At 73.2% G+C, this 12,872-nt stretch carries 12 protein-coding genes; all 12 read right to left on the bottom strand.

Annotated features, from left to right (window positions below; translation table 11 throughout):
• Positions 1-2,070 (bottom strand): squalene--hopene cyclase (shc, locus tag G3I53_RS07805; RefSeq protein WP_239063658.1); only part of this gene is annotated, 2,070 nt, incomplete at its 3' end.
• Between the two features lie 119 nt (positions 2,071-2,189).
• Positions 2,190-3,254 carry a polyprenyl synthetase family protein gene (locus G3I53_RS07800; RefSeq protein ID WP_164345205.1) on the bottom strand — a complete coding sequence of 355 codons (1,065 nt, stop codon included), beginning with the start codon at positions 3,252-3,254 and terminating at the stop codon, positions 2,190-2,192.
• Positions 3,255-3,325: 71 nt separating this feature from the next.
• Positions 3,326-4,750, bottom strand: coding sequence for a hydroxysqualene dehydroxylase HpnE (gene hpnE / locus G3I53_RS07795; protein WP_164438156.1), 1,425 nt, complete (start codon positions 4,748-4,750; stop codon positions 3,326-3,328).
• Positions 4,751-4,886: 136 nt separating this feature from the next.
• On the bottom strand, positions 4,887-5,837 hold the full coding sequence (gene hpnD / locus G3I53_RS07790) for a presqualene diphosphate synthase HpnD (protein WP_164339304.1): 951 nt from the start codon (positions 5,835-5,837) through the stop codon (positions 4,887-4,889).
• Positions 5,834-6,736 (bottom strand): squalene synthase HpnC, encoded by a 903-nt coding sequence (gene hpnC, locus G3I53_RS07785; RefSeq protein ID WP_164339306.1) that lies wholly within the window; start codon positions 6,734-6,736, stop codon positions 5,834-5,836. The genes hpnD and hpnC overlap by 4 nt, the downstream gene beginning before the upstream one ends.
• 364 nt (positions 6,737-7,100) lie before the next feature.
• On the bottom strand, positions 7,101-7,889 hold the full coding sequence (locus G3I53_RS07780) for an ABC transporter ATP-binding protein (protein ID WP_164438155.1): 789 nt from the start codon (positions 7,887-7,889) through the stop codon (positions 7,101-7,103).
• Positions 7,882-8,817 (bottom strand): ABC transporter permease, encoded by a 936-nt coding sequence (locus tag G3I53_RS07775; protein WP_343240569.1) that lies wholly within the window; start codon positions 8,815-8,817, stop codon positions 7,882-7,884. Before G3I53_RS07775 ends, G3I53_RS07780 begins: the two co-directional genes overlap by 8 nt.
• Before the next feature lie 96 nt (positions 8,818-8,913).
• Positions 8,914-9,804, bottom strand: coding sequence for a glycosyltransferase (locus G3I53_RS07770; protein ID WP_343239549.1), 891 nt, complete (start codon positions 9,802-9,804; stop codon positions 8,914-8,916).
• Positions 9,801-10,580 (bottom strand): CDP-alcohol phosphatidyltransferase family protein, encoded by a 780-nt coding sequence (locus G3I53_RS07765; RefSeq protein WP_192229423.1) that lies wholly within the window; start codon positions 10,578-10,580, stop codon positions 9,801-9,803. The genes G3I53_RS07770 and G3I53_RS07765 overlap by 4 nt, the downstream gene beginning before the upstream one ends.
• Complete coding sequence (locus G3I53_RS07760; protein WP_164333841.1) at positions 10,558-11,619, bottom strand: iron-containing alcohol dehydrogenase family protein; 1,062 nt, start codon at positions 11,617-11,619, stop codon at positions 10,558-10,560. Before G3I53_RS07760 ends, G3I53_RS07765 begins: the two co-directional genes overlap by 23 nt.
• A complete protein-coding gene (locus tag G3I53_RS07755) occupies positions 11,607-12,359 on the bottom strand; it encodes a phosphocholine cytidylyltransferase family protein (RefSeq protein ID WP_164333842.1) in 753 nt (250 codons plus the stop codon). The genes G3I53_RS07760 and G3I53_RS07755 overlap by 13 nt, the downstream gene beginning before the upstream one ends.
• On the bottom strand, positions 12,356-12,872 hold a 517-nt coding region (locus tag G3I53_RS07750), incomplete at its 5' end, for a DUF5941 domain-containing protein (RefSeq protein WP_239063656.1). The genes G3I53_RS07755 and G3I53_RS07750, both read right to left, overlap by 4 nt.

The following is a 12,872-nucleotide window of genomic DNA, read 5'->3' as shown; positions in this document are numbered from 1 at the left end:
GGTGCCGCCGCCGGACGCCCCGCCGCCGGACGCCCCGTCGGCGGTGCCGGCGGGTGCCGTCGCGGCGGCGGGCCGGGCCGGCTTCTTGGCGAAGGGGTCCCCGTTCACGTAGCGGCCGAGAGCGGTGAGCGGGAAGACCTGACGGTAGAGGTGGTAGTTGATGGAGAAGTCCCAGGGGAAGCCGGTGCCGGTGAAGTACGGCTCGTCCCAGGAGCCGTCCTCGCGCTGGGTGGCGGCCAGCCAGGCGACACCGCGCTCCACCGCGGCGGACTCCCGCTCCCCCGCCGCGAGCAGCGCCATCAGCGCCCACCCGGTCTGCGAGGCGGTGGAGGCTCCCCGGCCGCTCCAGCCGCGGGCGTCCCGGTAGGAGCGCAGGTCCTCGCCCCAGCCGCCGTCGTCGTTCTGCACCGACTCCAGCCAGGCGACGGCGCGCCGGATCGCCGGGTGCGAGGCCGGGAGGCCCGCGGCGGTGAGGGCGGGCACGACGGAGCCGGTGCCGTAGAGGTAGTTGACGCCCCAGCGGCCGAACCACGAGCCGTCGGGCTCCTGTTCGTCGAGCAGCCACCGGATGCCGCGCCGGGTGCGCGGGTCCTGGGCGAGGCCCTCCACGGCGAGCATCTCCACCACGTGGGCGGTGACGTCGGCGGACGGCGGGTCGATGACCTCGCCGAAGTCGCAGAACGGCAGCCGGTTGGGGAAGGGGCTGGTGTTGTCGACGTCGAAGGCGCCCCAGGCGCCGTTCTTCGACTGCATGCCGAGGTTCCAGCGCACGCCGCGGCCGATGGCGTTGTCCACCCGCTCCGGGTCGTGGTGTCTGACCCGGCGCAGCGCCAGGACCACCTCGGCGGTGTCGTCGATGTCCGGGTAGTTGTCGTTGTGGAACTCGAACGCCCAGCCGCCCGGCGGGAGATGGGGTCTGCGCACGGACCAGTCGCCGGGGCGCACGATCTGCTCGCCCAGCATCCAGTCGGCCGCCCGGACCAGTTGGGGGTGGTCGGCGGGCAGTCCGGCGTCGACCAGGGCGATGGTGGCGAGGCAGGTGTCCCACACCGGGGACTGGCAGGCCTCGATCATCCGGGCGCCGTCCTCGCGCCACACCGCGAACCGGTCCAGGGACTCCAGGCCGGCCCGCATCACGGGGTGCCTGAGGTCGTAGCCGAGCAGGTGCAGGGCGATGACGGAGTAGACGGCCGGCGGCTGGATGCCGCCCCAGCAGCCGTCGTTCTCCTGCCGTTCGACGATCCAGCGGGCGGCGGTGTTCATGGCGGCCGCGCGCAGCCGGCGCGGAACGATCCTGCGCGCCGCGTGCAGGGCCCGGTCGAGCCGCTCGAAGGCACCGTCCCAGCTGGTCACCGGGGCGAGCGGCCGCGGCGGGTTGGGGCAGCCGGGGTCGGTGTGCAGCTCGTCGAGGGGGAAGGGGGCGGGCCGCACGGGGCGTTTGGCGGAGACGATCGTCAGCGGGACGATGGTCTGCCGGGCCCAGCAGCCGAAGTCGTAGATGTTGAGCGGGACCCAGGACGGGAACCAGATGAGCTCGGGCGGGAGTTCGGGCAGGTCCTCCCACTTCCACCAGCCGAACAGGGCCAGCCAGATCCGGGTGAAGACCCGGGAGGCGGCGATACCGCCCTGGCGGCGGACCCAGTCGGACGCCTTCGCCATGTGCGGGGCGTCGGGCGCGTCGCCCGCCAGGCGCAGGGCGACGTAGGCCTCGATGGTGGTGGACAGGTCGCCGGGGCCGCCGTGGAAGGTGGCCCAGGTGCCGTCCTCGCGCTGCTCGCCGCGGATGAACAGGGCGGCGGCTCGGGTGGTGTCCTCGTCCAGGATGCCCAGGAACTGACGGAGCAGCAGGTCTTCGGCGTCCATCGTGACGTTGGTCTCGAGGTCGCCCTTCCACCATCCCTCGTCGTCCTGACGGGACAGCAGGAAGTCGGTGGCGCGCCGCATGGCGCGAGCGGCGACGTCGGGTACCCCGGCCGCCACGGGGGTGTGGATGTCGGTGTCGTGTTCGCTGGCCGCGGGGGCCCGGGGCGGCAGGGCCGCCCCGGCGCTTCCGTCGGTCGTCGCTGTCATGGCTTCCCCTTCGTGCAGTGCTGCATGTCGTGCGTCTGCTGTGGGTCCGCCGTCGGCCGGTGTCGTGCTCCCCGCACTTCCGGCCGCCGACTACGCGAGAGCTATTCGACCGATAGTGATCATCTCTTTCGTACGACGACGAAGTCCGCGAGCGCCGTGAACCGTTCCCGCACCTGCTCGGGCATGTCCACGTCGTCGAGGGCCTCGATGGCGATGGTGTGCTGACGGCGCGCCTCTTCGGCGGTCCATTCGCGTCCGCCCGCCTGTTCGATCAGGGCGGCGCGAGCCGCGAACTCCTCCTCGGAGAAGTTCGCGAAGTCACTGCTGACGGCGTCGGCGGCGAGGATCTCACCGAGCCGCTCGGAGGCGGCGCCGCCGGCCGCGAGGGCGGCCACGACCGGGAGGGACTTCTTGCGCTGGCGCAGGTCGCTCCAGGTCTGCTTGCCGGTGGAGCCGGGGTCGCCCCAGATGCCGAGGAGGTCGTCCACGGCCTGGAAGGCGAGTCCCAGGTGGTGGCCGTACTTCTCCAGGGTGTCGGCGGTGCGGTCGTCCGCGCCCCCGAGGACCGCGCCGATGGAGCTGGCGCAGGCGAGCAGGGCGCCGGTCTTGTTGCCCTCCATCTCCAGGCACTCCTCGACGCTGACCCGGTCGCGGTGCTCGTAGGAGATGTCCTGGGCCTGGCCGTCGATGAGGGCGCGGGTGGCGGTGGTCAGGCGGCGCGCGGCGCGGCCCGCCTCGGCGGTGCCCAGCTCCAGCAGCATCTCGTTGGCCAGGGCGAACAGGGCGTCGCCGACCAGGATGGCCTGGGCGGGGCCGTGCACCTTCCAGACGGTGTCGCGGTGCCGGCGCTGTTCGTCGCCGTCCATCAGGTCGTCGTGCAGCAGCGAGAAGTTGTGGACCAGTTCGACGGCGACCGCGCCGGGCACACCGGTGCGCGGTGCCGCGCCGGTGACCTCGGCGGACAGCACCGCGAGCGCGGGGCGCACCGCCTTGCCCCCGTCGCCGTCCGCGGGCCTGCCCTGCGCGTCGGTCCAGCCGAAGTGGTAGGAGGCCACCGCGTCCATGGGAGGGGCCAGACGGTCGACGGCCGCGCGCAGCACCGGCATGGCCAGGGTCCGGCCGCGCTCCAGGAGCGCGGACACGTCCACCGCGGTCCTGCGAGCGGCCTTCGAGGCCGGGGGCACAGTGGGCACAGTCTCTCCTCTTGTTGCGGTACCGGGGGTGCGGCGTCCTGCCGCGCCGCTCTGCCGGAGCATCAGGCCGCCTCCTCTAGCGCGAAGAGGTGAGCGGGGCGGGGCCGGCCGAGGGTGCCCAGCACGGCGTCCGCCGCGCCGACTCCGCTGCGGACCGCGCCCTCCATGGTCGCGGGCCACCCGGTGGCGGTCCAGGCGCCCGCCAGGTACAGCCCGGGCGCCTCGGTGCGGGCGCCGGGCCTGAGCCGTGCGACGCCGGGGGCGGGAACGAACGTGGCGTGGCGTTCCCGGGTGACGAAGAAGTCCCGGACGACGGCGTCGCGGGTGCGCGGCAGGAGCCTCGCCAGCTCGGGCAGGTACCGTTCGCGCAGCACGGCCACCGGCTCGTCGATCTCGTCCTGCGCCACCGACTGGGACACCGCGAGGTACTGGCCCTCGCTCAGGCCGGACGCCGCGGTGCGGTCGAAGACCCACTGCACGGGCGTGCCGAGGGCGGCGAGGAAGGGGTGGGCGAGGACCTTGCGGTCGTAGACGACGTGCACGTTGAGGATCGGCGCGGTGTCGATGCCGAGCAGCCGCTCGGGGGCGTCGAGCGCGCCGGCGGGCAGCAGGGCGTGGGCCTCGCGCTGGGGGACGGCGAGGACGACGGCGTCCGCCTCGACGGTCCCGCCGGAGGTGCGGACGCTCCACCGGCCGTCGCCGCGGGCGTCGAGGGAGGTGACGCGGGTGCGGACCTCGGTGCGCACGCCCGCGGCGTCGAGGGCGCGGCGGGCGAGCCCGTCGTGCAGGTCGCCGAGGGGGACGTGGGCCCAGCCGATGTCGGCGGCGCCCGGGTCGGAGAGCAGACCGGTCTTGAAGACCATCGCGGCGAGGGCCAGCGAGGAGTCGCCCGCGACGGCGTTCAGGGTGGCGATCCCGACCAGGTCCCACAGGGCCTCGACGGCGCGCGGCGACTGGCCGTGGGCGGCCAGCCAGCTGCCGAAGTCCTGGGTGTCGAGGGCGGGGTCGGTGAGGTCGAGGGCCTGGAGCGCGAGCGCGGCGCGGCCCACCCGCGCCCGGTCGGCGAGCGAGAGGTGCGGGTAGATGGCGAGGCTGCGCCCGAGGTGCAGGGGCACGGGCAGCGCATCGCGGCGCAGCCGGCCCAGGCGGCGCCCCTCGGGGCGGTCCAGGTCGACGACGGGGACGTCGAGGCGGTCCTGCAGCGGGGCCAGGCCCGCGCCGCCGATCCGGTCGAGGAGCCAGCGGTAGGCGGTGCAGCAGCGCAGGTAGACGTGCTGGCCGTTGTCGACGGTCAGCTCGCCGCGCCGGAAGGAGAAGGCGAGTCCGCCGAGGCGGGGACGGCCCTCCAGCAGGGTGACGCGGACGCCCGCGTCGGCGAGGGCGAGGGCCGCGGTGGTGCCGGCGAGTCCGCCGCCGACCACCACGGTGTGCCGCGCGGCGCCCGGGTCCGGTGCGTGTGCCCCGTCGGGCCTGGTGACGCGGTTCATCGTCCGCCCTCCCCCGCACGGCCGGGGTCCCGGTTCAGCGGTGCGCGGCCGGCCGTCCCAGGGAGGGACGCGGCGCCGCGGCGGAGGGTTGCCCGCCGCTTCTCGGCGCGGCGGGCGTCGGGGAGCGGGGTGCGGGTCACGCGCGCCTCCTGACGGTCCGGCGGGTGAGGGGGCGGGTGTCCAGGCCGGACAGTCCGCGCACCGCGACGTACGCCTTCTCGCGGCCGGGCAGGGAGACGCGGCCCCGCAGGACGGCGTCCGGGTCGCGTTCGATGCGGTCCAGGAGGCGGCGGTAGATGCCGGCCATGGCGGCCACGCAGGCCCCGCTGCGCCGGTCGAGCAGGGGCAGCAGGCGGTAGCCCTCGGCGAACAGGGCGCGGGCGCGGCGCACCTCGAAGTGCACCAGACCGGTGAAGTCGGAGCCCTCGGGCGCGGTCGGCGCGGCGAACCCGGCCGAGCAGCCGAACTTGGCGAGGTCGTCGGCGGGCAGGTAGGTGCGGCCGCCGACGGCGTCCTCGCGGACGTCGCGCAGGATGTTGGTGAGCTGGAGGGCGAGGCCGAGCGTGTCGGCGTACTCGGGGGCGCGTTCGGCGCCCCGCGCGCCCGGTTCGGTACCGAACACGCCGAGGGACAGCCGGCCGATGGCACCGGCGACGCAGCGGCAGTAGACCTTCAGGTCGTCCCAGGTCTCGTAGGTCGCCCCGCGGACGTCCATCTGGACGCCGTCGATGAGCTCGTCGAGCCCGCCGAGCGGGATCGGGAACCGGTCGGCGGCGTGGGCGAGCGCGACGGCGACCGGGTCGGTGTCGTCCTCGTCGACCGCGCCCTCGCGGATCCGGGTGAGCAGCTGCCGGGTGTCCTCCAGCCGGGCGGCCTTCACCTCGCGGTCCAGCGCGCCGTCGCCGATGTCGTCGACCCGACGGGAGAACGCGTACAGCGCCGACATCGCCCGCCGCTTCGGCGTCGGCAGCAGCCGGATGCCGTAGGCGAAGTTGCGTGCCTGATGTCCGGTGACGGCCTCGCAGTAGCGGTAGGCGGCGAGTACCGGTGGGGACGCGTACGCTTCCGACTCCACGGTCCGGATCACCCCTTTCCTCGCAGAGTGACGCCCACCTCGCGCAGCAGTCGCATCCTGCCGGGCTTGGGCGGGCCGGGAAGTACGTCGAATTCGGCGGCGGCGATCGCGTCGACGGCCGCCCGTCCGCCCGCCACGAATCCGGCGAGCAGCAGCTTGAGCCGTCCGTGGACGCTGCCCACCAGGGGGTCGCCCTCGTCCAGCAGGTCGCGGGCGCGCTGCGCCTGGTGGGCGACCAGGGCGCGCACCGACGCGCCGGCGGTGGGCGCGGCGAGGTCCGCCTCCTGGACGTGGAAACGTTTCATGTCGGTGGCGGGGAGGTAGACGCGGTCGCGGCCGAGGTCCTCGGCGACGTCCTGGAGGTGCTCGACGATCTGCAGGGCCGTGCACACGGCGTCGGAGCGGCGGACCCGTTCGGGGGTCGCGGTGCCGGTGACGGCGAGCACCAGCCGGCCGACCGGGTTGGCCGAGAGCGCGCAGTAGGCGAGCAGGTCGTCGTAGGTCTCGTACCGCCGGACGACCTGGTCCTGGCGGTTGGCGGCGATCAGGGCGAGGAAGGGCTCGGGCGTCAGCGCGCGGCGGCGGACCGTGGGGCGCAGGCGGCGCAGCAGCGGGTGGCGCGGCTCGCCGTCGAAGACCCGGCGCAGGTCGGCCTCGAAGGCGTCCAGCAGGGCGGTGCGGTCCTCGGCCCGGTCGGCGGGGACGCCGAGCAGCCGGGCGTCGGCGCCGCCGGGGGCCAGGTCGCCGTCGCCGATGTCGTCGACGAGGCGGGCGTAGCCGTAGACGGCCATCAGATCCTCGCGCCAGTCCCGGGGCAGGAAGAACGGCGCCACGGGGAAGTTCTCCGCGGCGGCCTTGTCGAGGGTGGCGCGTTCCGGCTCGGTGGTACGCGCCCTGCCGGTCCGGTTCATCGTGGGCTGCCCTGGGCGGGGACGGCACATGAGGCGTTCACTCGGGGAGTTTCCGTAGCCATTGCCGTCACATCTCCCGTTCTACACTGTTGACCCAATACACACTATTTCGGACACGCCGCCCGGACTTCCTCCGGACGGCCCCGCCGGATGGGTGTCGCGCATTATGGCCCTGATTGCCGCCTTTGGGGACCGGTACAGCTTACGTTGTACAACGCGGTAGGGACCGCCGGGGTGTCCCGACCATCACCACAGCACACCCAATGGCGTCAAGATTCCCCTATGCGGCAGGAGTTGACGTTTCCTTTGCAGACGCCGGCCCAGCCGGGACAGTTGCGCCGGGCGCCCCGGGAGCGGCCCGGGCTCACTTCCCGGTGAACTTCTCGTACTCCTTGAGCACCTCGTCGGTCGGGCCGTCCATGCGCAGCTCACCCCGCTCCAGCCACAGGACGCGGTCGCAGGTGTCCCGGATGGACTTGTTGTTGTGGCTGACCAGGAAGACCGTGCCGGCCTGCTCGCGCAGCTCCCGGATGCGCGCCTCGGAGCGCTTCTGGAACTTCCGGTCACCGGTGGCCAGCGCCTCGTCGATCATGAGGACGTCGTGGTCCTTGGCGGCGGCGATGGAGAACCGCAGGCGGGCGGCCATGCCGGAGGAGTAGGTGCGCATCGGCAGGGTGATGAAGTCACCCTTCTCGTTGATGCCGGAGAAGTCGACGATGTCCTGGTAGCGCTCCCGGATCTGTTCGCGGGACATGCCCATCGCGAGCCCGCCCAGTATGACGTTGCGTTCGCCCGTGAGGTCGTTCATCAGGGCCGCGTTGACGCCGAGCAGGGAGGGCTGGCCGTCGGTGTAGACCTTGCCCTCCTCGGCGGGGAGCAGGCCGGCGATGGCCCGCAGCAGGGTCGACTTGCCGGAGCCGTTGGAGCCGATCAGGCCGATCGCCTCGCCCCGGTACGCGACGAAGGAGACCCCCCGCACGGCGTGCACCTTGCGCACCCCGCGGGCCGAGTCGTCCTTGCCGCGCCGCAGGATGCGGCTCAGCGCGGCCGTGGCGCTGCCGCGGCCGCCGCGGGCGGCGTTGACGCGGTAGACGACGTGCAGCCCGTCCGCGATGACGGTGGGCACGCGCCCCTGCGTCGGGTCGTCAGCCACGGCCGTACCTCTCCTCCGCCTTCCAGAAGTAGACGAAGCCGACCCCGCCGGCCAGCAGCGCCCAGCCGAGCCCGAAGGCCCACACGTGCGGCGGCAGGTAGGAGGAACCGTAGTCGTCGATCATGGCGAAGCGGACCAGGTCCATGTAGACGGCCGCCGGGTTCCACTGCAGCACGTCGCTCACCCAGCCGGGCACGTTCTTGTCGGCGAGCATCGCGGGGATGCTGAACATCACGCCCGAGGCGTACATCCACGTGCGCAGCACGAACGGCATCAGCTGGGCCAGGTCGGGCGTGCGGCTGCCCAGCCGGGCGAAGATCAGCGCCAGGCCGGTGTTGAAGACGAACTGCAGCAGCAGCGCGGGCGCCACCAGCAGCCACGACCAGGACGGCATGGAGCCGAACGCCATGACCACCACGACCAGCACGATCATCGAGAACAGCAGCTGCTGGAGCTGCTGGAGCGCGAACGACACCGGCAGCGAGGCCCGCGGGAAGTGCAGCGCCCGCACCAGGCCCAGGTTCCCGGAGATGGCCCGCACCCCCGACAGCACCGAGGTCTGGGTGAACGTGAACACGAACACACCCGTCACCAGGAACGGCACGTACACCTCGCTCGGAATGCCCCGGCGGGCACCGAGCAGCAGGCCGAAGATGAAGAAGTACACCGCCGCGTTCAGCAGCGGGGTCGCCACCTGCCACAGCTGGCCCAGCTTGGCCTGGCTGTACTGCGCGGTGACCTTCGCCTGCGAGAACGCCAGGATGAAGTGCCGCCGCCCCCACATCTGACGCACGTACTCCGGAAGAGACGGCCGGGCGCCGCTGACCGACAGCCCGTACTTGGCGGCCAGCTCCGCCGCCGTGAGGCCCTCGTCGGGCGACACGGACGCGCCCACCGCGACCGTGTCGTCGTGCGTTGTCTCACTCACCAGTGGAAAGCTTTCGTCTTCGAGATGCGCGGCCCGTGGGCCTGGCATGCGCCGGAGAGCCGGGACGCGGCTCCGATGTTCCCGCACACGAGCTTGTCAGATGACCGGGGGCCGGCCCAGCCGGGTCAGCCGCCACACCGTACGCCACTTCATGGGTCTGCGGGGCCCGCACGGGGTGGCCCAGCCCTCCCGGAAACCGCCGAACCAGGCCCGCAGCGCCGCGCGCGAGGGGCGGCGCACCAGGGTGAGCAGCACCCAGGCGCCCAGGTACACCGGGACCAGGGGAGCGGGCAGGTTCCGGCGGGCCAGCCAGACCCGGTTGCGGGCGACCATGCGGTGGTAGACCGCGTGCCGGGACGGCGCGGTGGTCGGGTGGTACAGGACCATGTCCGACCGGTAGTCGATCATCCAGCCGGCGTCGAGGGCCCGCCAGGCCAGGTCGGTCTCCTCGTGCGCGTAGAAGAAGGCGTCGGGCAGGCCGCCGACCTCGGCGAAGACCTGGGTGCGCACGGCGTTGGCACCGCCCAGGAACGTGGTCACGCGGGAGGAGCGCATCGGGTCGGAGGCGCGCAGGCGCGGCACGTGGCGGCGCTGGGTGACGCCGGTCTCCGGGTCCGCGATGCGGAAGCTGATGATGCCGAGCGCGGGGTCGGCGGCGAACGCCTCGCGGCACAGTTCGGCGGTGTCCTCGCCGGCCAGGAGGCCGTCGTCGTCGAGGAACAGCAGGATGTCGACGTCCCGGCCGCCCGGCCCGAACGCCTCGATGCCGATGTTGCGGCCGCCGGGGATGCCGAGGTTCTCCGGCAGCTCGACGGTGCGCACGGTGTCGGAGAACTCCGCGACGTCGGGCACCGGGGAGCCGTTGCCGACCACGACGACCTGGACCGGGTCGCCCTGCTGGCGGGCGACGGAGTCGAGCAGGGCGCGCAGCTCGTCGGGGCGGTTGCCCATCGTGATGATGACCGCCCCGACCTTCGAGGCACTCACCGGAGCCTGCTGGAGGCCAGCACGGACACCAGGTGCAGCAGGGTCTGCAGCAGGGCGATGCCGGCGAGGACGGCGGTGCCGAGGCGGGTGAAGAACAGGTCGCCGTGGACCGCGTCCGCGATCGCCAGGACCAGGATCAGCAGGGACGCCTCGATGCCGAGGATCAGCCGGTGGAACTTCAGGGCGGCGGCGGCCCGCCGGGCCAGGGCCATGCCGGAGGAGCGGGGCTCGGCCGCGGACTCCTTGACCGGCGGCAGTCCGGCCTGGTGGCGGGCGACGCCGACCAGGTCGGTCTCGGCCTTGACCAGGATCGCGCCGAGGGCGGCCAGGGTGCCCAGGAAGGCCCACAGCCAGTCGATGCGCCCGGGGCCCCACAGGTCGGCGGCGCGCAGGCCGAGCCCGACCAGGACGGCCGCGTCGCACAGGTAGGCGCCGACCCGGTCCAGGTAGACGCCGCCGAGCGAGTACTGCTTCTTCCAGCGGGCGACCTCCCCGTCGACGCAGTCCAGCAGCAGGTACAGCTGGACCATGACGACGCCGAGGACGGCCCCCGCGATCCCCGGCACCAGCAGGGCCGGGGCCGCGAGGACACCGAAGACGGTCATCAGGTACGTGAGCTGGTTGGGCGTGACCCTGGTGTTCACCAGGTAGCGGTCAACCCGCAGGGACACCTCGCGCATGTAGAGGCGTCCCATCCAGTGCTCACCGCTGCGCCGGTCCTTGACCCCCGGGGGGTGCACGACCGGACGGAGTTCAGCTACCGATGGCCTTGACATAGTCGGTGTAGATGTCCTTGATCTGGTCGGTCTTCAGGTCGAGATGCTCGAGGATCGTGTAGCGGCCGGGCCGGGTCTCCGGGGCGAACTCGACGGCCCGGACGAACTCCTCCGTCGTGAAGCCCATCTCCTCGGGCAGCACCGGCAGCCCGTGCCGGCGTAGCACCCCGGCCATGTGGACCGACTGCTCGTGCGCCCCGCGCAGCCACATCGCGAAGGCGGCGCCCAGTCCGCACTGCTCGCCGTGGGCGGCGGCGCGCTTGGGGAAGAGCAGGTCGAAGGCGTGGTTGATCTCGTGGCACGCCCCCGAGGACGGCCGTGAGTCGCCCGACACCGACATGGCGATGCCGCTGAGGACCAGCGCCTCGGCGAGCACCTGGAGGAAGTCGTTGTCCCCGATGCCGCCCGGGTGGCGCAGCACGGACTCGCCGGCCTGGCGGGCCATGGCCGCGGCGAGCCCGTCGATCCGCTCGCCCTTGACCCGGCACGCCAGTTCCCAGTCCGCGATGGCGGAGACGTTGGAGACGGCGTCCCCGATGCCCGCGCGCACGAAGCGCACCGGGGCCTGGCGGATGACGTCGAGGTCGATGACGACGGCGATCGGGTTCGGCACCCCGTAGGAGCCGCGGCCCGCGTCGTTGTCGAGGGTCGCGACGGGTGAGCACAGGCCGTCGTGCGCGAGGTTCGTCGGCACGGCGACCAGCGGCAGGCCCACGCGGGCCGCCGCGAACTTGGCGCAGTCGATGATCTTGCCGCCGCCGAGCCCGACGACGGCGTCGTAGTGGCCGGCCTTTATGGCGCCGGCCAGCCGGACCGCGTCGTCGAGGGTGCCGCCGCCGACCTCGTACCAGGAGGCGCCGGGCAGCGAGGGGGCGATCCGGTCGCGCAGCCGGGCGCCGGAGCCGTTGCTGACGGCGACGGCGAGGCGGCCGGACTGCGAGATGCGTTCGTCGGCGAGCACGCAGCCCAGGTCGTCGAGGGCGCCGGGGCGGATGTCGACGACGAGGGGCGACGGGATGAGCCGGGTCAGTACAGGCACGCGATCTCCCGTCCACGGGCGAGATCGTCGTGGTTGTCGATCTCCACCCACTTGACGTCGCCGATCGGGGCCACGTCGATCCGGAAGCCGCGGTTGACGAGTTCCTGGTAGCCGTGCTCGTAGAACTGCTGCGGGTCGGCCTCCCAGACCGTCCTCAGGGCGTCCACGAGCTGGGGGGCGGCGTCGCCCTCGATGAGGGTGACGCCGATGTACTCGCCGGTGGCCTCGGCGGGGTCCATCAGCTTGGTGATCTTCGTCACGCCCTTGACGGGGTCGACGACGACCTTCATCTCCTCGTCGGCCAGCGGCTTGACGTCGTCCAGCGCGAGGATGATCCGCCTGCCCTCGCCGCGGGCGGCGAGCAGGGTCTTCTCGACGGAGACGGGGTGCACGGTGTCGCCGTTGGCGAGGATCACGCCGTCCTTGAGGGCGTCACGGCCGCACCACAGGGAGTAGGCGTTGTTCCACTCCTCGGCCTTGTCGTTGTCGATGAGGGTGATCTTCAGGCCGTACTTGGCCTCCAGGGCCGCGCGGCGCTCGTAGACGGCCTCCTTGCGGTAGCCGACGATCACGGCGGCCTCGGTGAGGCCGACCTCGGCGAAGTTGGCGAGGGTGAGGTCGAGCACCGTTGGTTCGCCCTCTATACCCGCGGGCCCCACCGGCACCAGCGCCTTGGGAAGGCTGTCGGTGTAGGGGCGCAGACGCCGTCCGGCGCCGGCCGCCAGCACGAGGCCGATCATGCGGGTTCTCCTTCATCGTGTACGGCGGGTGCGCCGCCCTGGTGGGCGGTCACCCAGAAGCGGATGCTCTCGGCGAGCACCAGCAGGGCCACGGCCACGGCGAGCACCGTGAGCGCGACCGTGAACTGAGAGGCGGTGAGCAGCGCCGCGAGGACGGCGACCGCCAGCACACGGCCCTCGTGCCCCCCGATCGCCCGCACCAGCCAGTGCGGGGGCGCGCCCGCGTTGCCGCGGATGCGGTAGACCGTGTCGTAGTGATGGTAGGCGACCGCGGCCACCAGTCCGTAGGCCGCGGGAAGGGCCCCCGTCACGTCCGCGTGGGCCGCGAGGGCGAGGACGGTGCCGTATTCGGCGGCCCGGAAGAAGGGCGGGACGAGCCAGTCGAGGGCGCCCTTGAGGGGCAGGGCGACGGCCGCGGCGGAGGTGAGGACGTACACCGCGGCCGCGGCGGCCGGCAGCACGCTGCCGTACGGGGCGAGGGCGGCGGCGGCCACCACCAGCGCGGCGCCGGGG

This window comes from Streptomyces sp. SID14436 (assembly GCF_010548465.1).
Taxonomy (GTDB): domain Bacteria; phylum Actinomycetota; class Actinomycetes; order Streptomycetales; family Streptomycetaceae; genus Streptomyces.
Note: the sequence above shows the minus strand (reverse complement) of the source record. Positions and strands in the feature narration are given on the sequence as shown.